The following is a 20,363-nucleotide window of genomic DNA, read 5'->3' on the forward strand; positions in this document are numbered from 1 at the left end:
TTTGTAGCGGTGGCCTGTTTGCTCTGAACTAGAAGGAAACGCGCATCATGTAAATGTCTAATTCACTATTGCGGTACACGCTCATTCTCCTTGAGTAGATATTTTTAGTTTGTTGATACTGCTAACTTTACACCCAGACCAGCAAACATTGTTCCGACAGCACGATCTAACCAGATGCTGAGTTTTTTACTGCTTCTAACTCGTTCAGAAATCTTGTCTGCCGCAAGAACATATGCAGCTTCCACAACGATAGCAACCGCAATAACAAGTAACCCGAGATAGAACAACTGGAATGATACAGAGCCTGCGTCTTCACGAACAAACTGTGGTAGAAACGCCATAAAGAAAATAGCTACTTTAGGGTTTAGAATGTCGATTAGTACCCCTTGCTTAAATGCTTCAAATGCTGTTTCTTTGCTCTGATTTGAGCCATCGGCATTTAACTCAAATCCAGATGATCTAAATGACTGATAAGCAAGATATATCAGATAAGCCGCACCAACATACTTAACAATGCTAAATGCTAGTGCAGAAGAGACTAAAATAGCAGATAAGCCAATGGAAGCAGCAAACACATGGAAAAGCGCTCCGGTACATACACCAATAGCCGATGCTAAGCCTACCTTTTTTCCATTGCTAATTGTCTTCGTCAGGATGTACAGCAGATCAGGCCCCGGAGCGACATTTAGAGCAAAAGCGGTTGTTAGAAACAATAACCAAAAGTTAAAATCAGACATTCTTACCTCAATATATATTATGGAGGCTACTAGAACAGCGATGCAGGATGCAAAGCTTTGGGGGGACACATATAAACTGGCTCACCATCCATCTGTAGCGCTCCATAGAAAACGTGTTTTTGTCATCCTAACGAGTTTACTATGGCAGTGCTGTACCTATTCGATACAACCCCAGCACTACGGGGTGACGCCCGTGGCACTTCGGCATTGACTCCTTTCACTCAGGGTCAATGGTTGTCAACCTAAACTGAGCTACTGATAGGTAATGCGCCTCTACATTGCTGCACTGATTTTCGCCAATACAGCTTTGCAAATGAAGATAAACTATAAGCTAGAATGATTGCAAATATTTTTTGCGTCGCTTAAACCTCCCAACGGAGCTCTGGGAAAATCAATTCGGGCCGAACGAGATTCTGCATACTTTGTGGCGAATTCTGCATATAGAGAATCTAACAATGTAGATCGCAGGTGGAAGATTATGTCCAATTCCGCGCAGACAGACCATCACTGACAACGGTGGTCTTTGACGTTTTGGGGTACGAAAAGTTATCCGTAATAACCTAAATTAGCAAAGCAGCTAGCAGTGTGATCACTGCTAGCAGAAAGAATTACTAACTCATTCATACTCTGTATCTTTCACAAAATCCCGATCAATATTTCGTTATTGTAAGTGCACTAATATTACAAATTATCCTTAATTTGCAAAGTCTCTCATATGCTCTAGTTTGAAAATTCTACTAAGAGTTAAGGTAATCTCAGATAAAAGAGTTTAAAAACAATAAGTTAAAATAAAATTTAAGAGAGCTATTGAACTGAACCAAGACCCTTTACAACCATTAAATAGTACGATCTGTTTGTATTATTAAATTATTTGAACTTGTCCGCAGTTTAACAAAGCCGATGCGATTCAGACCACATTCCAAGGGCGAATCGGTTTTCTCGCCCTCTTGTGTGTTGCTAACCTTCCCTCATACTCAAATACCCTACGAAAGAGATACCAATGAAAAAGTCACCAATTGCATTTATTTTAGGTTCATTACTATTCGCAAGCGCGACAACGAGCCACGCAAGCACAGAACAAGTTACCCAACCGACAGCAGTTATGGTTGATCAAGGTGTTGCTGTTGCTTCTGCACAAGAGGTGCTGGAGCTGCGCGAGAGCATCAACAACGCGCAAGATGGCGATGTGATTAGCATCAAACCAGGTCGCTATGCCGATTTAGGTCGTGTGACGTTATCTGCGAACAACGTCAAGATTGTCGCTCAAGAGCCTGGAACTGCCATTTTTAACGGTTCAACTCAGTTCTTGATTAAGGGTGACAATAACCTAATTGAGAGCTTAGTCTTCACTGAAGGTGGCGCAACGCTAAGCACTGAAAGTCATGATGCAAACATCATGGGCGTGTTTGGTATCTTTGGTAAAAACAACACCTTAAATAACTCTGTTATCTACAAGTTCAACGATTACGAATACGTAGCGGATGAGAAAGGAAAATACCCTAACATCCGTTGGATCACTGTTGGCGGCGAAAACAACAAGATTACCAACAATACTTTTGAAGGTAAGTACAAGCGCGGCGCGATGCTTGTTGTGGCAACATCAGACAAGTTAGAGAAAACTCTGATCGAAGGTAACATCTTTAAAGACCTGACGGCTTTAGATATGGAGCTGATCGAAAACTCTAACCCGAAAATGGTGAGAACCAACCGCAACGACAGACAAGCGATCCGCGTGGGTGACAGCCACAACTCACTGTTTGATTCACAAAGTATTATCCGCAATAACTACTTCGACAATATCAGTGGTTATGTCGGTAAAAACGGCTCTGGCGAGATCGAGCTTATCTCTGTGAAAGCGAGCGGCATCACTTTTGATGGCAACACAATCAAAAACAGTACTTCGATGATTTCTTTGCGTCATGGCCATAATAATGTTGTGACAAACAACGTGATCTTACCGGGTAACACGCCTAACTCAGGCGGTATCCGCATCTATGATGAAAACCACGTTATTGAAAACAACTATATCGAAGGCACGTTAGGTAAAGGCACTTACCGAGGCGCTCTTGTACTGAACACTGGCATCATCGATGTAGCGAATGGCGAAGTACTAAGTAAAGATTCAACAGACGGTAAAACACTGCAAAAGCAGTGGACACCAAAAGACGTTGTGGTTAAGAACAACACGCTAGTGAACAACACACAAGGTATCTTTGCGAGTAATGCAATTCACCGTGTGAGCTTAACCAACGATGAACGTGTTGAAACAATCTTCCCAGCTGTTAATACGCTATTTGAAAACAACCTGTCTATCGCAACTGAAGATGGTACAAACGCATTCCGACAATTTGAAGGCGAAAAATTCCAGATGGTTGGTTCTAAGTTTGTGAACAATATCTTCTATGGTCAAATCGAAGGCTTAGACCAATTGCCTGAGGGTATTACTACAGACGCACCAGCAATGGAGCGTGACGAGCAAGGTCTATTGAAAGCGGTGGGTACAGTAGGTGCGTCTAACCTAACCGTACTGAATGAAGAAATGGTTGGTTCAACTATCGTTATCAACTAATCGATTTCAATAATTTAATCTGGTTCGTTCAGCCATCTATTCGCTGAACGGGCCGGCCATCCGGCTGTGACATATTCACCATTCACAAAGATCTGAACGTAAAAAAGCCCAACTTATTTCTAAGCTGGGCTTTTTTGAATTTGGCTCCCCCTGCGGGACTCGAACGTGCCGGCCATCCGGCTGTGACATATCCACCGTTCACAAAGCTCTGAACGTAAAAAAGCCCAACTTATTTTAAGCTGGGCTTTCTTGAATTTGGCTCCCCCTGCGGGACTCGAACGGGCCGGCCATCCGGCTGTGACATATCCACCGTTCACAAAACTCTAGCTATAAAAATGCCCAACTGTATAAGCTGGGCATTTTTAGGAATGTGGCTCCCCCTGCGGGACTCGAACGGGCCGGCCATCCGGCTGTGACATATCCACCGTTCACAAAACTCTAGCTATAAAAATGCCCAACTGTATAAGCTGGGCATTTTTAGGAATGTGGCTCCCCCTGCGGGACTCGAACCTGCGACATACGGATTAACAGTCCGCCGTTCTACCAACTGAACTAAGGGGGAATTGCTCTAAAGCGAGCGGGATATTAGCAGTACCAGAAAATCTGTCAAGTTTCATTCTGCGTAAAAACGCAAAAATTAATCATAAAAAAAGCTTTACTTTTCTGTAGCCCTTGCGGCATTTGGGCTCTATTTACTTATCCACCAAAATTGTGGATAAGTGTGTGTATGAGATCTGATCAAGTAAAATTTCCGTCAAAATTAATGCCTTTACTCTAATTTGTAACGTGAAGAGTTTGGGTTACAACACCTTGTTCTATCAGATGATAATCGAGAAAATGCCTGAGAAACAGCGAGATCTTAGCCTGTGTATAACAAAAAGAGAATGTAAAAAATTAGCTTGAAATGTGAGTAAGCTGTGGAGTAAAAGAGAGGAATTTTAGGAGTAGATTTCCTTTAGGGGGAGGAATATTAACAGGAATGAATATGATGATCTAGAGTAAATTCTACAGATAAGAAAAATCGGTAATTTATTTTTCTCTCGCCTATTGAGTCTGTATATCTATACAGCCAAAATAGACGAAATTGTCTCACGGTGTACATGCGTATGAATAAAGTATTTGATCTGGTCTCAGACTATCAGCCATCAGGGGATCAGCCAACCGCGATCAAGCAGTTACTCGAGGGCCTTGATGCAGGGCTTGCCCATCAAACACTGCTCGGTGTTACGGGCTCTGGCAAGACGTTCACACTGGCTAATGTGATTGCTCAAGCACAAAGGCCAGCCATTCTACTTGCACCGAATAAAACACTGGCTGCGCAGCTGTACGGAGAGATGAAGTCGTTTTTCCCTAATAATGCTGTTGAGTATTTCGTCTCTTACTACGACTACTATCAGCCTGAAGCCTACGTACCTACCACCGACACCTTTATTGAAAAGGACGCCTCGGTTAACTCGCACATAGAGCAAATGCGCCTGTCGGCCACCAAAGCGCTACTGGAGCGTAAAGATGCCATCATCGTCGCGTCTGTGTCCGCGATCTATGGTTTGGGCGATCCTGAATCCTATTTGCAAATGATGTTGCACATCCGTCGCGGCGATGTGATGGACCAACGTGACATCCTACGTCGTTTGGCCGAATTGCAATACAGCCGCAACGACGTTGCGTTCGAGCGCGGCCAATTTCGAGTGCGTGGAGAGGTGATCGACATCTTCCCGGCTGAATCGGATCAAGATGCGGTTCGGATTGAGATGTTTGATGATGAGATAGATTGCATCAGCGTGTTTGACCCGCTCACGGGTGTGGTGAAACAGCGAGACCTACCGCGATTTACCATTTATCCAAAAACGCACTACGTTACCCCTCGAGATCGTATTTTAGATGCGATAGAAAAAATCAAGGTAGAGTTGGAAGGGCGTAAAAAAACGTTGCTGGAAAACAACAAATTGCTTGAAGAGCAGAGGATCTCCCAGCGTACTCAGTTTGATATAGAGATGATGAACGAGTTGGGTTTTTGCTCGGGGATTGAAAACTACTCCCGCTACCTCAGTGGTCGAAATGAGGGAGAGCCGCCGCCGACCTTGTTTGACTATCTACCGCACGATGGCTTGTTGGTGATTGATGAATCGCACGTTACAGTTCCGCAAATCGGCGCGATGTTCAAAGGGGATCGCTCACGAAAAGAGACCTTAGTGGAGTTTGGTTTTCGTCTGCCGTCGGCGCTCGATAATCGTCCGTTGAAGTTTGAAGAGTTTGAATCACTGGCACCGCAAACCATTTTTGTTTCAGCGACGCCAGGTAATTATGAGCTAGAGAAATCGGATGGGGAGATCGCCGATCAGGTCGTTAGGCCGACGGGTTTGCTTGACCCACAACTTGAAGTGCGCCCCGTGGCGACTCAGGTAGATGATCTACTGTCAGAAATTCGTATTCGAGCGGCGAAAGATGAGCGTGTGTTAGTCACGACGCTGACCAAGCGAATGGCGGAGGATCTCACTGAGTACTTGACCGAGCATGACGTCAAAGTGCGTTATTTACACTCAGACATCGATACGGTGGAGCGGGTCGAGATCATTCGCGATCTGAGACTTGGTGAGTTTGACGTCCTAGTGGGTATTAACTTGTTGCGAGAAGGACTCGATATGCCTGAGGTCTCTCTCGTAGCGATTTTAGACGCCGATAAAGAAGGCTTCTTGCGTTCAGAACGTTCCTTGATTCAGACCATAGGCCGCGCGGCGCGAAACATTGAGGGTCGAGCGATTCTGTACGCGGACACCATCACCAAGTCGATGAAGAAAGCGATGGACGAGACGAATCGACGTCGCGAGAAACAGCAAGCTTACAACGAGAAAATGGGCATAGAGCCACAAGCATTAAAACGTAATATCAAAGATATTATGGAGCTAGGTGATATCACGAAGTCGAAGCGTCAGAAGAATCAAAACGCCGTGCCTTTGTCCAAAGTCGCCGAGTTGTCTCAATCCTATGGCAATATGAGCCCACAAGAGTTAGAGAAAGCGATCAGTCAGCTCGAAGCGCAAATGTATCGTCATGCGCAAGAGTTGGAATTTGAGCTTGCTGCTGAGAAGCGTGACCAAATTGACAAGCTGAGGCAGCAATTTATTGCCAACAGCTAATCCCAGATCACAAGACAAAAAAAAGCCAACAGAAATCAGTTCTATTGGCTATTCTTGTGAATACTTTGTTCACTAACAACGTCAGTTGGCTAGGTGACCCATGAGGGTCACAGTGTTTACTGCATCTAGCGTGCCAACTTTTAAAGCGTGATTTTCATTCAATTACGCGCTTTTTAGGTGATAAATTTGCAAAATGCAATGCGCAATGCAATCATTTAGTCGAATGCAAAATAAAAATAGACGGCTAGGCAATGAATACTCAAAAATCCAAATACCTACTCATGGTAGAAGATACGGCGTCCGTTGCGGCGCTCTATCGCTCGTATCTCACGCCGCTGGGGATAGACATCAATATCGTCGGCACTGGGCGTGATGCGATTGAGAGCCTCAATTTTCGCACACCGGATCTCATCCTACTCGACTTAAGACTTCCAGATATGACGGGGATGGACGTATTAACCGCGGTGAAAGCGAAAGATCCGGATGTCCCTGTTATCTTTATGACTGCCCACGGCTCGATTGATAGCGCGGTAGAAGCGATGCGTCTTGGCGCGCAAGACTTCATGATTAAGCCGTGTGAAGCCGATCGCCTGCGCGTAACCGTGAACAACGCGATTCGTAAAGCCACTAAGTTGAAAAACGAAGCCGATAACCCGGGAAATCAGAGTTATCAAGGGTTTATCGGCAGTAGCCAAACCATGCAAGCGGTCTATCGCACCATAGACTCCGCCGCAACCAGTAAAGCGAGTATTTTTATCACTGGTGAGAGTGGCACAGGTAAAGAAGTGTGCGCCGAGGCTATTCATGCCACCAGTAAACGTGGCGATAAGCCCTTTATTGCGATCAACTGTGCGGCGATTCCTAAGGATTTGATTGAGAGTGAGCTGTTTGGCCACGTGAAAGGGGCGTTTACCGGCGCATCAACCGACAGGCAGGGCGCCGCAGAGTTGGCTGATGGTGGCACACTCTTTTTGGACGAGCTGTGTGAGATGGATCTAGACTTGCAAACCAAATTGCTGCGTTTTATCCAGACCGGTACTTTCCAGAAAGTCGGGTCGTCTAAAATGAAAAGCGTAGACGTGCGTTTTGTATGTGCAACTAACCGAGATCCTTGGAAAGAAGTGGAAGAAGGGCGTTTTCGGGAAGATTTGTACTATCGCCTGTATGTGATCCCATTGCATCTCCCGCCACTGCGTGAGCGTGGCGAAGATATTATAGAGATTGCCTACTCGCTGTTGGGTTTCATGTCTAATGAGGAAGGGAAAGACTTTGTTCGTCTGGCACCGGATGTGGTCGAACGTTTTAAACGTTATGAGTGGCCGGGCAACGTGCGTCAGCTGCAAAACGTGTTACGTAACGTCGTTGTGCTTAATAATGGCCGCGAGATCACCTTAGACATGTTGCCGCCGCCGCTAAACCAACCGGCGACCAATGAAATCCGAGTCTCTTTACCGCAGCCGGAGACGATTTCAGTGCACGAGATTTTTCCGTTATGGTTGACTGAGAAAAACGCCATTGAGCAGGCGATCGCCGCATGTGATGGCAATATACCGAAGGCCGCAGGGTATTTGGATGTCAGCCCGTCAACGCTCTATCGAAAATTACAAGCGTGGAACGCTAAGGAAAGCTAATGGAACCTGTTTTGAATCAGGCTAAAGTCGATAAGTTGGCCGATGAAATCGGCCAAGAGAATGTCCCTGTGCTATTAGACATCTTTTTAGGGGAACTGAGCAGTTACATTGAGCATCTCTCTGATGACGGTGCAACGGACGTGTTAGAGTACCTTAAAGAGATCAGCCACGCGTTGAAAAGCAGCGCCGCCAGTTTTGGCGCCGATGCCCTGTGTCATCTCTCTACGCAAATAGATACCAAAGTCAAAACCGGGGCGGAGTTAGACGTAGAGCAATCAAAGCATGCCATGATTGCTCTGCTGCACGAGACCAAGCAAAGTTACCACTCGTTATTGGTCAATTAAGTGTTCAATGGCGCGCTGCAATTTCACCCGGTCGTGACGCCAGTCGCGATTGGGTGAGGCAAGGGGCGTCGTCACACAGTTCCACTCGCTGAGCTCAGGGTGAGGCGTATCACCGAGCACCACATCAATCCTACGCCCTTGGCATGCGCGTTCACACCATTCGAGTTTTTCCCTTAAGGACATTTTCCCCGCAGGACCATGCTCCTTGGATAAGTTTTCGACGAAAATCAGTGTCGCTTTGCGATTGAGCGCGATGGCTTTGCTTAATTCAGGCAGCAGCAGCGGGGGCATAATACTGGTCAGAAAACTGCCAGGGCCAAGTATGATTGCATCTGCCTGTTCAATAGCGAGGACGCCCTCTTTCGTCGCCGGTACCTCTGGCTCTAAGTCTAAACGAATCAACTTATCTGGCATTTCATCGACACTGGTTTCACCGGTGACCCAGCGTCCGTTAGGTGCAAGGGCTTTCAAGTCAGAGGGGTGCTCTGACATGGGGATGATATTGACATCCACTTTAAGCATATTGCGAATGAGATTGGTCGCCTCTAGTGGGCGCACGGATAGGTTATCCAGTGCCGTGAGCATAAGATTGCCAAGGTTATGACCATCGAGCTCTCCCGCGCCTTTGAAGCGATATTCGAACATCATTGAGCTGATGGAGGGTTCGGTGATCAATTGGTTGATACAGTTACGAGTGTCGCCCCAGGCAATGCCGCCTTGGCAGTGGCGAATACGCCCAGTTGAGCCACCGTTATCTGTCGTCGCCACGATCCCCGTGGCGTTACTACCGAAATCTTTTAGAGCCGCCAACATGCGCCCTAGACCGTGACCGCCGCCAACTGCGACCACTTTTTTTGTATTGTATAACGTCATGTGTGTGTCATTGTTATTATCACTATGGACTACAATGTAGAGTAATCGAGGCGCCGCAAGTACTCAATAGTGGGTATTTTGGGCGCGAGATTCGGTTTTTTTACGCCAAAGGTAGAAAGGCCCACAAATTTTAAGTATTTTATCGCTTAGCTGCTGGTTCAAAACGGAATCAGTTGCCATAACTCCGAGCTTATCGGGCTAAGTTTTCAACAAGAGAATAAGCGCGCTAAGCCAGTGACATAAGGTCACAAGGGCTTGATTGGAAATGGTCATGCCTCCCGTGTTTGGAAAGGTGTTTCGTGGCGCAACAATTCGAAGATAGTTTTCAACGCAAGTTTTACTACTTGCGTCTCTCTGTTACAGATGTCTGTAACTTCAAATGTACCTACTGCTTGCCTGATGGTTATCAATCTGCGGGGCGTCGCAGCTCGTCTTTTTTATCGATAGAAGAGATCCAACGGGTCGTCAATGCGTTCGCCGAGTGCGGCACTAACAAGGTGCGCATCACAGGCGGAGAGCCCAGCTTACGTAAAGACTTCACGGATATCATTCATACCGTCTCAAGTACGCCGGGCATCAAGAAAGTCGCCACTACCACTAATGGCTACCGGATGGAGAAGCAGGTTGAACAGTGGAAGCAAGCCGGGTTAACTCACATTAACGTTAGCGTCGATAGCCTTGACTCGCGCATGTTCCACCAGATCACCGGTGAGAACAAGTTTACCCAAGTCATGGCGGGCATTGATAAAGCGTTTGAAGTGGGGTATTCGCAGGTCAAAGTGAACGTTGTGTTGATGAAAGATCTCAATGCGCAAGAACTGCCGGCGTTTCTCGCTTGGATAAAAGACCGGCCAATCCAGTTACGTTTCATTGAATTGATGAAAACGGGTGAGATGGATGAGCTGTTTCAACGACATCATGTCTCCGGTGTGGCGATTCGCAATCAGCTTATCGCCAACGGCTGGCTGCTCAAGGCTCGAGCCAGTAACGATGGCCCCGCTCAGGTGTTTATTCACCCAGATTACCAAGGTGAAATTGGTTTGATCATGCCTTACGAGAAGGATTTTTGCCAAAGTTGCAATCGTCTACGAGTCTCGGCAATTGGTAAATTGCACTTATGTCTGTTTGGCGAAGAGGGGGTGGATCTGCGAGATTTGCTCCAAAGTGATGGCCAACAAGCGGCGCTGACGTCGCGTATTCAGCAAGCACTTCAAACCAAATCCGTCAGTCACTTTCTTCATGATGGCAACTCAGGTGCTACACCTCATTTAGCCTCTATCGGTGGATAGTCACGTCAGAATGACGAAAGCGAAATTGTGATCACGGGGGGACACTCGTGATGGAAAAAAACAACGTAAATTATGTGAAAGGTGAACAAATGGGTCACGCAGAAAGCAAATTTCAACCGGCGACAATCGCGGTGTTAACCGTGTCGGATACCCGTAACGAAGAAAACGATACCTCGGGACGCTACTTGGTCGAGCAAGCTCAAGAGGCAGGACACCAAGTGGTTGATAAACAAATTGTGATTGATGACATGTATAAGATTCGTGCCATCGTCTCTCAGTGGATTGCGGATGAGTCAATCCAAGCGGTGATGATCACCGGCGGTACGGGGTTTACTTCTCGCGATAGTACGCCTGAAGCACTGAAGCCTCTGTTTGATAAAGAAGTGGAAGGGTTTGGCGAGCTATTTCGCATGGTCTCTTTTGAAGAAATCGGCACTTCAACGATTCAGTCACGTGCCATTGCTGGCTTTGCCAATCACACCGTGATTTTTGCCATGCCGGGTTCGACAGGCGCGTGTCGCACAGGCTGGACTAAGATCATCAAGCAGCAGTTGGATGCCAGCCATCGTCCTTGTAACTTTATGCCTCACTTATCAGTATAAGGGGATCGCATGAGTGAACTGACTCACATCAATGCTTCGGGTGAAGCGAATATGGTCGATGTGTCGAGCAAAGCAGACACAGTGCGCGAGGCGCGCGCTGAAGCTTTTGTTCACATGGCGCCAGAGACGCTGCAACTGATTCTCTCTGGAGAGCATCACAAAGGTGACGTGTTTGCCACCGCTCGTATTGCCGGTATTCAAGCCGCGAAAAAAACCTGGGACTTGATTCCGTTATGCCACCCGCTGCTCCTGTCCAAAGTGGAAGTACAGTTGGAAGCGCTGACCGAAAAGAGTCAGGTGCGCATCGAGTCGGTGTGCAAGCTCGCCGGTAAGACCGGTGTGGAGATGGAAGCATTGACCGCGGCTTCAGTGGCGGCGCTGACCATCTACGACATGTGTAAAGCGGTTCAAAAAGACATAGTGATCGGTTCGGTGCGTCTTTTGGAGAAAACGGGCGGAAAATCCGGGCATTTCAAGGTGGATTATGATTAACGTATTGTTTTTTGCGCAGACGCGCGAGTTGGTTGGCGTTGATACATTAACGCTCCCTGACCAATTTGACACCGTGGAGTCATTGCGTGCGCATCTTGCGCAGCAAGAGGGCAAATGGTCTCTCGCACTTGAAGCGGGTAAACTGCTCGCAGCGGTGAATCAAGCGATTGTGCCGCTTACCCATCCGCTGAAAGATGGCGATGAAGTGGCCTTTTTCCCGCCAGTGACTGGGGGCTAACGATGACGGTTCGTATCTCTGTTCAAGCGGATGATTTTGATGTCGGTGAGGAGTATGGTCAGTTGGCGAAAGACGCCAGTATTGGCGCAGTGGTGACCTTTGTCGGTAAGGTAAGGGACATGAACTTGGGCGACCAAGTGACCGGTCTTACCCTTGAACATTACCCAGGAATGACGGAGTCATCGCTGCAAAAGATTGGCGACAGCGCATTGGCGCGTTGGCCGCTAGATTGTGTGCGTGTGATCCATCGTATTGGCGATCTTGATATTGGCGATCAAATTGTGTTTGTCGGTGTAACGAGTGCGCATCGCAAAGCCGCGTTTGAAGCGTGCGAATTTGTGATGGACTACCTCAAGACACAAGCGCCGTTTTGGAAAAAAGAGCGCACGACAACCGATACGCGTTGGGTGGAATCGCGTGAGTCCGATGCGCAAGCCGCACAGCGCTGGCAACAACCTTAGTTGATGCCTTGCTCTACCACTGATTGATTTGATGAATCGTACCCCGGCGCTGTTTTTTGGCAAAGAACAGCGCTTTGTCTGCGACAGCGACTAGACGCTCAGTGCTCATCGGGTGGGGAATGTGCGGGCAATAATGAATGCCAATCGTAATCGACACACAATTGCTTACGGTTGAAGATAGATGCTCAATCGCTAGAGCGTTAACCTGATCTCGCAATTGCTCTGCACGCTCTAAACACTCACTCTCCCTGATGTTGGGACACACAATCAGAAACTCATCACCACCATAGCGAAAACAGAGGTCGTGCGCACTGCACCAGTTCATCAGCGTTGCCCCCAGTGATTCAAGCACATCATCGCCTTTCAAATGGCCATAGCGATCGTTGTATTGTTTAAAACAATCAAGATCGATCATCAGCAGCGCACATCCGGTTTGGTTAAGATAGGCCAGCTCTAAGACATCCGGGACCATCACATCCAAGGCGTAGCGGTTGTAGACCTTAGTCAAATGGTCAAGATGGGTAATTTTTTCCAATTCAAGCTGCTGCTTTGCCAACCTTTCTAGCGCATTTTGGTGCTCGGTGATGTTGCGAACCGTCCAGAGGACAAACTCCGTATCGGGGAGGGGGATCACCAACGCATTAAAAAACTGTCGATCTTTTGGCCCTTCCACCTCGTTAAAACAGCTCAACGACTTTGGGTCAAGGGAGTATTCCAGCTCTGCCGGGGTTTGACTCTCTATGACATCGACCACCACTTGGCTAAACCACACCGCTTTATCAGCGGGGAGTACCTGGTACTGATCTAGCCCGATAATGATTCTTGGGTCATGGTGACGCGTCGTATCGCGTCCACCCCACGCCTCCACATAGACGCCCATTTTGCTGATTAAAAAGGTCGGCTCAGGCAAAGAGGCAAACACCGTATGCATCAACGCGGGGTTCACTTTCATCAATTCAGTCAACGTTGAGTTCACGGGCTCATACCTCTCCATCGCTATCACTAATTACAGTTTAGTCATTAAGTTGAGGGGCGGTGGAAAAATCCGCAGCGCCATTTGTGAAATCAAGAAATTAGACGACAATATATAGTATGACCCGCCCAGAGCACGGACAAGGAGACGCAGATGGAATCATTAAAGGTCAGAGACTATATGACGTTACAAGCGGTGACATTTACCCCCAATATGTCGTTGAGTGCGGCGCTTGAAAAGGTGATGAACTCAAATTATCTCGGTGGGCCCGTGATTGACGAGAGCAAAAAAGTGATTGGTTTTCTCTCGGGCCAAGACCTGTTGGATAAACTCATCAAGGTGAGTTACTACTGCCAAGATACCCATATCGTATCGGACTGTATGAGCAAGGAGGTACTTTCAGTGACCCCTGAGACTTCTATTATCGAGTTGGCGGATATGATGAAGGTCGGTAAGCCTAAGGTCTACCCTGTCATTGATAATGGTCGATTGGTTGGGATCATCACGAGAAGAGATGTGTTACGTGCGATCGGTAAAACCATCAACGATTGCTTTAAGCATCCGGTTTAATCTACGTCTCGCCGTTTATTTCGCTCTCGGAGGCATCGCTGTTGACCTCGGGGTGATGGCCGTAGCGATGAGAAAACGTGAGATCAAACGGCGGTTTTATGTGCAAAATTGACGATATTGCGCATTAAAGTGTGATGCAAAACGGTTTATTGTGAAATTGAATGTTTTGTTGCTTTGTTATGTGTGATCTAAATCACTCTATATTGCTGCTGACTTGGTTAGAGTATCCGGGTACCCAAACAAATGTAAGAACAGGCCGCCACTCATTCGATGAGCCTGTCACTATAAGGAGCCTCCCCTATGTCTCAAGCTGTTTTCCACCTTGGTGTTACGAAAGATGATCTTGCTGGTGCGACACTCGCGATCATCCCTGGTGATCCTGCACGTGTGCAAAAAATTGCTGAAGAGATGGATAATCCCGTCTTTCTCGCCAGTCACCGCGAATACACGCTGTACCGCGCTGAATTAGAGGGCAAGCCTGTTGTTGTGTGTTCAACCGGTATTGGTGGCCCATCGACTTCTATTGCGGTTGAAGAGCTAGCGCAGTGTGGTGTGCGTACCTTCCTACGTGTTGGTACCACTGGTGCAATCCAACCGCATGTGAATGTTGGCGATATGATTGTTTCAACCGGCTCTGTGCGTCTCGATGGTGCCAGTCTACATTTCGCGCCTATGGAGTTCCCAGCGGTGGCTGATTTTGATGTCGCAACAGCGATGAAAGCGGCGGTAGAAGAGACAGGTGCAACGGTTCACATGGGTGTCACGGCTTCCAGTGATACCTTCTACCCTGGTCAAGAGCGTTACGATACCTTCTCCGGTCGCGTGGTGAAACGTTTCCAAGGCTCGATGAAAGAGTGGCAAGATATGGGCGTACTGAACTTCGAGATGGAGTCAGCGACCTTATTGACGATGTGTGCAAGCTCAGGCCTAAAAGCAGGTTGTGTGGCGGGTGTCATCATCAACCGAACTCAAAAAGAGATCCCTGATCACTCTACGCTAAAAGAAACCGAAGCACGCTCGATTAAAGTTGTCGTCGAAGCGGCGCGCAAAATGCTCTAAGTAAAAATGATCTAAGTATCAGAGTCTTTAGCGCATATTCGCGTTGACCAAACAATGATGAAAACGGCCAGGTCTTATCACCTGGCCGTTTTATTTATTTCAAATAGATTGGCAACCATAGATTTTGCTAAAACGTGTATCGCTAGCCGTTCACGCTATCGCTACTCGAGGAAGTGGCAGATAGAGTGTTTCCGTCATGTCCGATAACACTTGGTCATAGACTTGCGAGATGACCGCAGACACGTCACTGGTCAGTTCATACAAGGCTTCTTCTGTCCAATCAAGCTCTTCGCTGATGGCGATTTCAGTCAGGTCACGCATCGCGGCACTGCTGGCTGGCGAGGCAACACTCAAGGGACTGATAATCGACAGTTGGTTAAGTTTACGACGTGTTTTGTCGCAATAGTATTTAACGCGCAAGCGACCATCAATAGTATCGATTTCTGGAATGCACAAACGCAGTTGAGTCAACACTTCCATACTGTCGAGGATTTGTTGCCAGTTCATGTGGTACTCATCACTGAGATCTTCACGCTCAGACTCAATCAACCATGCAATCGCGACTTCATCCATCAAGAACATGCAGTGACGAATGGTTTTACCGTGGATGACTTGGTTGCGAATCACGGTTCTGTCTTGCCACTCTTTATGCATGCCTTTGAGTTTTAATTGGAAAATTCGGTACATGGGTTTGTTGTCAAAGGGCGCGTTGGCCACCAAGCCATTGGTGATATCGACCATTTGATCGTAGAGCGCTTCAATCTCTTCCAGCTCACTATCCGTCACCTCCTTGGTTAACGCTAAGTGGGTCGCGCTACGATGTTTGCGGCTAAGCAACATCACCTGTCGCAGCAAGACCAGTGTTTCAAACTTGCGCTCTAAAGTGCTTTGACGCTTTTTAGAGAAGTAAAGCATGACAGCCAATACGGCTATCGATAGAACCACTGAGATCAACACAAACATAACGTACTCCTTGTACTCGCCTACTACTAAGTGGGTAGAGCAGGAACAGTGCCAACTTATAAGTTGTTTAAATACAGTAAGTTACATTCTGGACGGCGAAGGGGTTGAACGGTTTTGGTGCAAAGTAAGCCCTAATATTGTGATTGAGGGCACAAAAATCCCCGCGGACGGTGTCACGCGGGGATGAGTGATACGAGCCTGGTGATTACATCACGCGCATACCTGGCTGTGCGCCTTCATGAGGCTCAAGAATCCATAGCTCGCTGCCACCAGGGCCTGCTGCTAGGATCATGCCTTCCGACATACCAAATTTCATCTTACGCGGCTTAAGGTTCGCAACCATCACGGTGAGTTTGCCTTCAAGCTCTTCGGGTTTGTAAGCAGACTTAATACCAGAGAAGACTTGACGAGTTTCACCGCCGATATCGAGCTGGAACTTAAGCAGCTTGTTGGCTTTTGGCACTTCTTCGCAAGAGATGATACGAGCGATACGCATGTCCACGGCGGCGAATGCATCAAATTCAATCTCATCGGCGATAGGATCTTTATCCAGCTCAGTTTGGCTCGCTTGGTGCTTCGCCGCTTCTGCTGCTTCCTTCGCTGCCACTTCGGCTGCCGCATCTTCTTTAGACGCTTCCACCATCGCTTCCACTTTCTTCGGATCAATGCGATTGAACAGCGCTTTGAACTTAGTGATTTCGTGATCGGTCAGCGGTGACGCGACCCCTTCCCACGTCAGCTCTTCGTTTAGGAAGGCTTCAGTGCGTGCAGCGAGCGCAGGCATCACAGGTTTTAGGTACGTCATCAATACGCGGAATAGGTTGATACCCACAGAGCAGATGTCTTGCAGCTCTTGGTCTTTACCTTCTTCTTTCGCAATCACCCACGGCGCTTTCTCATCGACGTATTGGTTTGCTTTGTCAGCAAGGGCCGTGATTTCGCGGATTGCGCGACCAAATTCACGGCTCTCATAAAGCTCTGCGATGCGAGAAGCCGCTGTTGCGAACTCGTTGTATAGTTCTGGCTCTGCAAACTGTGCTGAAAGCTTGCCGTTAAAGCGCTTGCTGATGAAGCCTGCGTTACGTGATGCTAGGTTAACAATCTTGTTCACGACGTCAGCGTTCACGCGCTGAGTGAAGTCTTCAAGGTTGAGGTCGAGGTCATCGATGCGGCTGTTGAGCTTCGCCGCGTAGTAGTAACGTAGACACTCTGGATCTAGGTGATCTAGGTAAGTAGCTGCTTTGATGAAGGTCCCTTTAGACTTAGACATCTTCGCGCCGTTAACCGTGACATAGCCGTGGACGAATACGTTGTCTGGCTTGCGGAAACCGCTGCCTTCAAGCATCGCTGGCCAAAACAGAGAGTGGAAGTAAACAATGTCTTTACCAATAAAGTGATAAAGCTCAGTTGTGCTGTCTTTTTTCCAGTACTCGTCGAAGTCGAGATCATCACGCTTGTCACACAGGTTTTTGAACGAGCCCATGTAGCCAATTGGCGCATCTAGCCAAACATAGAAGAACTTGTCCTTTTCACCTGGGATCTCGAAGCCAAAGTAAGGGGCATCACGTGAAATATCCCACTGCTGCAGACCTGACTCAAACCACTCTTGCATCTTGTTGGCGGTTTCAGCTTGAAGAGAACCAGAACGAGTCCACTCTTTCAGCATGCTTTCGAACTGAGGCAAGTCGAAGAAGAAGTGCTCAGAATCTTTCATGATGGGCGTCGCGCCAGAGACCGCTGATTTAGGATCAATCAGTTCCGTTGGGCTGTAGGTTTCACCACAGTTGTCACAGTTATCACCGTACTGGTCTTCGGATTTACACTTCGGACAGGTCCCTTTTACGAAACGGTCCGGAAGGAACATCTCTTTCTCAGGGTCAAACAGTTGAGAAATGGTACGGCTAGAAATAAAGCCGTTTTTCTTTAGCTCTAAGTAGATGTGTGACGCTAGCTCACGGTTCTCTTCTGAGTGTGTGCTGTGGTAGTTATCAAAGCTAATATCGAAGCCAGCGAAGTCTTTTTGGTGCTCTTCACTTACGGCAGCGATCATCTCTTCTGGTGTCATCCCCATCTGTTGTGCTTTTAGCATGATTGGCGTGCCGTGAGCATCGTCAGCACAGATGAAGTTTACAGTGTTGCCACGTAGGCGTTGGTAGCGTACCCAGATATCGGCTTGAATGTGCTCAAGCATGTGACCTAGGTGAATCGAACCGTTAGCGTACGGAAGGGCACAAGTTACCAGCAGTTTCCTTGGATCAAGGGTTCTTGGATCGTTTGCCATACTTAATATTCGCTTCTTAAGGTGTAGGAAAAAATAGACGGTAATACTACCTTATCCCACCAGTGACTCCAAGGTATCTAGTTGCTCAAACACCCAGTTTTTTCAGGGTTCTGTCAGGACCTCGGGAGTGATAGCATGTGCGGTGCTATCCTTCTGTACAAAGAGCGTGTGTTTTCTGCGCGCCCTCTGCCAGTTCAGTGGGTCTTATAACAAGGAGCATTCATGCAGCAGTTTACTTCCAAGCAAGCGCTATGCGACTGGCTTAATCAGTTTCAACATCCACAGCTTGTGGCCGATTGGGCCTCAACGTCACATCTCGTTCATGTCGCCGCCGACCAATGTCAGATTCGACTGCCGTTTTCTTCGCGCTCTTTGCCTAGTGAACTCACTACTTGGATTGAAGGTCAGTTAGAGCGCGGTCAAATCCAGCGTTTCCCGTATTCTATCCAAATCGATGTGAAACCGCTCAGCACTCATGTGAGCGCGGAAGTGAAAGGCGTGAAAAATATCCTTGCCGTAACCTCAGCCAAAGGCGGTGTGGGAAAATCGACAACGTCGGTCAACTTGGCGTTGGCGCTGGCCGCGACAGGTGCCAACGTCGGTTTGTTGGATGCGGATATTTATGGGCCATCAGTGCCGATGATGATTGGTCAGCAAGACGCTAAGCCACAAGTGAGAGACAACAAGTGGATGCAACCTATCAAGGCGCACGGCATCGTGACGCAATCTATCGGTTATCTGGTGTCCAAAGACGAAGCCGCGATTTGGCGTGGCCCGATGGCCTCTAAGGCGTTAGCTCAGCTGTTGAATGAGACCGAATGGCCAGATTTGGACTATTTAGTGGTCGATATGCCGCCGGGTACGGGGGATATTCAACTGACGCTGGCGCAGCAAATCCCCGTCACCAGTGCTTTGATTGTCACCACACCGCAAGATTTGGCGCTCGCCGATGCACGTAAAGGCGCGGCGATGTTCAATAAAGTAGAGGTGCCAGTTGTCGGCTTGGTCGAGAACATGAGTTACCATATCTGTTCTCATTGCGGTGAGCGTGAGCACATCTTTGGCGCAGGCGGCGCAGAGAAAATGGCGCAAGAATATGGGTTGGATCTGCTCGCTCAAGTGCCGCTGCATATTGCGATGCGTGAAGACATCGATCAAGGCGTGCCTACGGTGGCGGCAAGGCCAGACTCAGAGCACAGTCAAATCTACCTTACCCTTGCCGAATCGATCACTGCGCGCATGTATTGGCAAGGTGAGGAGCGCCCTGCGGCAATCCAATTCACCATGGTCGAGTAACCCTCACTCGGTGTAATCGATTGCTTGCGTTTTTCTCCCTTCAAATGCGGTTTTGTTGCTAAGTGTGACTAGCAACAAACCGCGCTTCTCCCTATAATCATGCGGTTTAACCAATTTACACTGATATGCATGCGTCTATTTGCACACTTGCTAATATTAGTGAATATGACACCAATTCAAACATCGAGTGCAAGAATAATGTCTGAGAATAATCAATGTGTGATCGTCGGTATTGCTGGCGCGTCTGCTTCTGGGAAAAGTTTAATCGCAAGTACGATTTACCGTGAGTTGCGTGAGAAGGTGGGCGATCATCAAATTGGTGTGATTACGGAAGATAGTTACTACAACGATCAAAGCCACCTAAGCATGGAAGAGCGTGTAAAAACCAATTATGACCACCCAAGTGCGCTAGACCATGACTTGCTTTGTGACCATCTAGAACAGTTGATCCGCGGTGAAGCGGTGGAAGTCCCTGAGTACAGTTACACTGAGCATACCCGCCTAGATAAAACCACCACGTTAACACCAAAGAAAGTCATCATCCTTGAAGGCATTCTGCTCCTGACTGACCCGCGTCTACGTGATTTGATGCATGCGACGGTCTTTATGGACACGCCGCTTGATATCTGTTTGCTGCGCCGCGTGAAGCGTGATGTGGAAGAGCGTGGTCGTACAATGGATTCCGTTTTGAAGCAATATCAGAAAACGGTTCGCCCGATGTTTATGCAGTTCATTGAGCCTTCTAAACAATATGCGGACATCATTGTGCCTCGTGGCGGTAAAAACCGTATCGCCATTGATGTGTTAAAAGCGCACATTGCAAAACTTTTGAAAGCATAATCCCAGCG

18 protein-coding genes, 1 tRNA gene and 2 riboswitches are annotated in these 20,363 nt (G+C 47.7%); of the genes, 13 read left to right on the forward strand and 6 right to left on the reverse strand.

Annotated features, from left to right (window positions below):
- Positions 1-104: 104 nt before the first annotated feature.
- The gene (locus AC6R03_RS04130) at positions 105-737 is read right to left on the reverse strand and encodes a LysE family translocator (RefSeq protein ID WP_263837520.1); all 633 of its coding nucleotides are present in this window, start codon (positions 735-737) and stop codon (positions 105-107) included.
- An 87-nt stretch (positions 738-824) separates the two neighbouring features.
- Positions 825-1,021, reverse strand: a riboswitch (Lysine riboswitch).
- A 716-nt stretch (positions 1,022-1,737) separates the two neighbouring features.
- Between AC6R03_RS04130 and AC6R03_RS04135 the strand changes: the two genes are divergently transcribed.
- Positions 1,738-3,306, forward strand: a complete 1,569-nt coding sequence (locus AC6R03_RS04135; protein ID WP_500632275.1) for a polysaccharide lyase 6 family protein — start codon at positions 1,738-1,740, stop codon at positions 3,304-3,306.
- A 486-nt stretch (positions 3,307-3,792) separates the two neighbouring features.
- Here the strand turns inward: AC6R03_RS04135 and AC6R03_RS04140 are convergent.
- Positions 3,793-3,868 (reverse strand) — tRNA-Asn (locus AC6R03_RS04140).
- A gap of 544 nt (positions 3,869-4,412) precedes the next feature.
- Here AC6R03_RS04140 and uvrB point away from each other — a divergent pair.
- The 3 genes from uvrB (at position 4,413) to luxU (ending at position 8,418) form a co-directional block, all read left to right on the forward strand.
- Entirely contained in the window at positions 4,413-6,443 is a 2,031-nt protein-coding gene (gene uvrB / locus AC6R03_RS04145) for an excinuclease ABC subunit UvrB (RefSeq protein ID WP_487903397.1), read from the forward strand.
- Positions 6,444-6,694: 251 nt separating this feature from the next.
- Positions 6,695-8,074, forward strand: a complete 1,380-nt coding sequence (gene luxO / locus AC6R03_RS04150; RefSeq protein ID WP_334552735.1) for a quorum-sensing sigma-54 dependent transcriptional regulator LuxO — start codon at positions 6,695-6,697, stop codon at positions 8,072-8,074.
- On the forward strand, positions 8,074-8,418 hold the full coding sequence (gene luxU / locus AC6R03_RS04155; RefSeq protein ID WP_334552734.1) for a quorum-sensing phosphorelay protein LuxU: 345 nt from the start codon (positions 8,074-8,076) through the stop codon (positions 8,416-8,418). The genes luxO and luxU overlap by 1 nt, the downstream gene beginning before the upstream one ends.
- On the opposite strand, the gene yvcK is transcribed toward luxU, so the two are convergent.
- Positions 8,404-9,291 carry a uridine diphosphate-N-acetylglucosamine-binding protein YvcK gene (gene yvcK / locus AC6R03_RS04160; protein ID WP_500632274.1) on the reverse strand — a complete coding sequence of 296 codons (888 nt, stop codon included), beginning with the start codon at positions 9,289-9,291 and terminating at the stop codon, positions 8,404-8,406. The two genes, luxU and yvcK, sit on opposite strands and share 15 nt — an antisense overlap.
- Positions 9,292-9,461: 170 nt before the next feature.
- Positions 9,462-9,602: riboswitch (molybdenum cofactor riboswitch) on the forward strand.
- On the opposite strand from yvcK, the gene moaA reads away from it, so the two are divergent.
- The 5 genes from moaA (at position 9,591) to moaE (ending at position 12,373) form a co-directional block, all read left to right on the forward strand.
- Complete coding sequence (gene moaA, locus AC6R03_RS04165; RefSeq protein WP_500632273.1) at positions 9,591-10,580, forward strand: GTP 3',8-cyclase MoaA; 990 nt, start codon at positions 9,591-9,593, stop codon at positions 10,578-10,580. (Overlaps the previous riboswitch by 12 nt.)
- A gap of 89 nt (positions 10,581-10,669) precedes the next feature.
- Positions 10,670-11,182: a molybdenum cofactor biosynthesis protein B gene (gene moaB, locus AC6R03_RS04170; protein WP_487903400.1), complete on the forward strand. Its 513-nt coding sequence runs from the start codon at positions 10,670-10,672 to the stop codon at positions 11,180-11,182.
- Between the two features lie 9 nt (positions 11,183-11,191).
- Positions 11,192-11,674, forward strand: coding sequence for a cyclic pyranopterin monophosphate synthase MoaC (gene moaC / locus AC6R03_RS04175; RefSeq protein WP_334552727.1), 483 nt, complete (start codon positions 11,192-11,194; stop codon positions 11,672-11,674).
- Positions 11,667-11,912: a molybdopterin synthase sulfur carrier subunit gene (gene moaD, locus AC6R03_RS04180; RefSeq protein ID WP_334552725.1), complete on the forward strand. Its 246-nt coding sequence runs from the start codon at positions 11,667-11,669 to the stop codon at positions 11,910-11,912. Before moaC ends, moaD begins: the two co-directional genes overlap by 8 nt.
- A 2-nt stretch (positions 11,913-11,914) precedes the next feature.
- On the forward strand, positions 11,915-12,373 hold the full coding sequence (gene moaE, locus AC6R03_RS04185; RefSeq protein ID WP_500632272.1) for a molybdopterin synthase catalytic subunit MoaE: 459 nt from the start codon (positions 11,915-11,917) through the stop codon (positions 12,371-12,373).
- A 13-nt stretch (positions 12,374-12,386) separates the two neighbouring features.
- Here moaE and AC6R03_RS04190 read toward each other — a convergent pair whose 3' ends face one another.
- Positions 12,387-13,349, reverse strand: a complete 963-nt coding sequence (locus AC6R03_RS04190) for a GGDEF domain-containing protein (RefSeq protein ID WP_500632271.1) — start codon at positions 13,347-13,349, stop codon at positions 12,387-12,389.
- 150 nt (positions 13,350-13,499) lie between these two features.
- Here AC6R03_RS04190 and AC6R03_RS04195 point away from each other — a divergent pair, with 150 nt between their 5' ends.
- Positions 13,500-13,916 (forward strand): CBS domain-containing protein, encoded by a 417-nt coding sequence (locus AC6R03_RS04195; RefSeq protein WP_334552721.1) that lies wholly within the window; start codon positions 13,500-13,502, stop codon positions 13,914-13,916.
- 300 nt (positions 13,917-14,216) lie between these two features.
- Positions 14,217-14,975: a uridine phosphorylase gene (gene udp, locus AC6R03_RS04200; RefSeq protein WP_334552719.1), complete on the forward strand. Its 759-nt coding sequence runs from the start codon at positions 14,217-14,219 to the stop codon at positions 14,973-14,975.
- 150 nt (positions 14,976-15,125) lie between these two features.
- On the opposite strand, the gene AC6R03_RS04205 is transcribed toward udp, so the two are convergent.
- Positions 15,126-15,938 (reverse strand): hypothetical protein, encoded by an 813-nt coding sequence (locus AC6R03_RS04205; protein WP_334552717.1) that lies wholly within the window; start codon positions 15,936-15,938, stop codon positions 15,126-15,128.
- Positions 15,939-16,143: 205 nt separating this feature from the next.
- Positions 16,144-18,219: a methionine--tRNA ligase gene (gene metG, locus AC6R03_RS04210; protein WP_500632270.1), complete on the reverse strand. Its 2,076-nt coding sequence runs from the start codon at positions 18,217-18,219 to the stop codon at positions 16,144-16,146.
- 222 nt (positions 18,220-18,441) lie between these two features.
- On the opposite strand from metG, the gene apbC reads away from it, so the two are divergent.
- Together apbC and udk are read left to right on the forward strand one after the other, a co-directional pair.
- Positions 18,442-19,515 (forward strand): iron-sulfur cluster carrier protein ApbC, encoded by a 1,074-nt coding sequence (gene apbC / locus AC6R03_RS04215; RefSeq protein ID WP_500632269.1) that lies wholly within the window; start codon positions 18,442-18,444, stop codon positions 19,513-19,515.
- 198 nt (positions 19,516-19,713) lie between these two features.
- Positions 19,714-20,355, forward strand: a complete 642-nt coding sequence (gene udk, locus AC6R03_RS04220) for a uridine kinase (RefSeq protein WP_334552711.1) — start codon at positions 19,714-19,716, stop codon at positions 20,353-20,355.
- The last annotated feature ends 8 nt before the right edge of the window (positions 20,356-20,363 follow it).

The sequence above is a fragment of the Vibrio sp. R10-SG-ISO4 genome, from assembly GCF_059834135.1.

Bases quoted from the DNA above. Each gene is read 5' to 3' on its own strand.
- AC6R03_RS04130 (WP_263837520.1), bottom strand. From the start codon at position 737: ATGTCTGATTTTAACTTTTGGTTATTGTTTCTAACAACCGCTTTTGCT.
- AC6R03_RS04135 (WP_500632275.1), top strand. From the start codon at position 1,738: ATGAAAAAGTCACCAATTGCATTTATTTTAGGTTCATTACTATTCGCA.
- uvrB (WP_487903397.1), top strand. From the start codon at position 4,413: ATGAATAAAGTATTTGATCTGGTCTCAGACTATCAGCCATCAGGGGAT.
- luxO (WP_334552735.1), top strand. From the start codon at position 6,695: ATGAATACTCAAAAATCCAAATACCTACTCATGGTAGAAGATACGGCG.
- luxU (WP_334552734.1), top strand. From the start codon at position 8,074: ATGGAACCTGTTTTGAATCAGGCTAAAGTCGATAAGTTGGCCGATGAA.
- yvcK (WP_500632274.1), bottom strand. From the start codon at position 9,291: ATGACGTTATACAATACAAAAAAAGTGGTCGCAGTTGGCGGCGGTCAC.
- moaB (WP_487903400.1), top strand. From the start codon at position 10,670: ATGGGTCACGCAGAAAGCAAATTTCAACCGGCGACAATCGCGGTGTTA.
- moaC (WP_334552727.1), top strand. From the start codon at position 11,192: ATGAGTGAACTGACTCACATCAATGCTTCGGGTGAAGCGAATATGGTC.
- moaD (WP_334552725.1), top strand. From the start codon at position 11,667: ATGATTAACGTATTGTTTTTTGCGCAGACGCGCGAGTTGGTTGGCGTT.
- moaE (WP_500632272.1), top strand. From the start codon at position 11,915: ATGACGGTTCGTATCTCTGTTCAAGCGGATGATTTTGATGTCGGTGAG.
- AC6R03_RS04195 (WP_334552721.1), top strand. From the start codon at position 13,500: ATGGAATCATTAAAGGTCAGAGACTATATGACGTTACAAGCGGTGACA.
- udp (WP_334552719.1), top strand. From the start codon at position 14,217: ATGTCTCAAGCTGTTTTCCACCTTGGTGTTACGAAAGATGATCTTGCT.
- AC6R03_RS04205 (WP_334552717.1), bottom strand. From the start codon at position 15,938: ATGTTTGTGTTGATCTCAGTGGTTCTATCGATAGCCGTATTGGCTGTC.
- metG (WP_500632270.1), bottom strand. From the start codon at position 18,219: ATGGCAAACGATCCAAGAACCCTTGATCCAAGGAAACTGCTGGTAACT.
- apbC (WP_500632269.1), top strand. From the start codon at position 18,442: ATGCAGCAGTTTACTTCCAAGCAAGCGCTATGCGACTGGCTTAATCAG.
- udk (WP_334552711.1), top strand. From the start codon at position 19,714: ATGTCTGAGAATAATCAATGTGTGATCGTCGGTATTGCTGGCGCGTCT.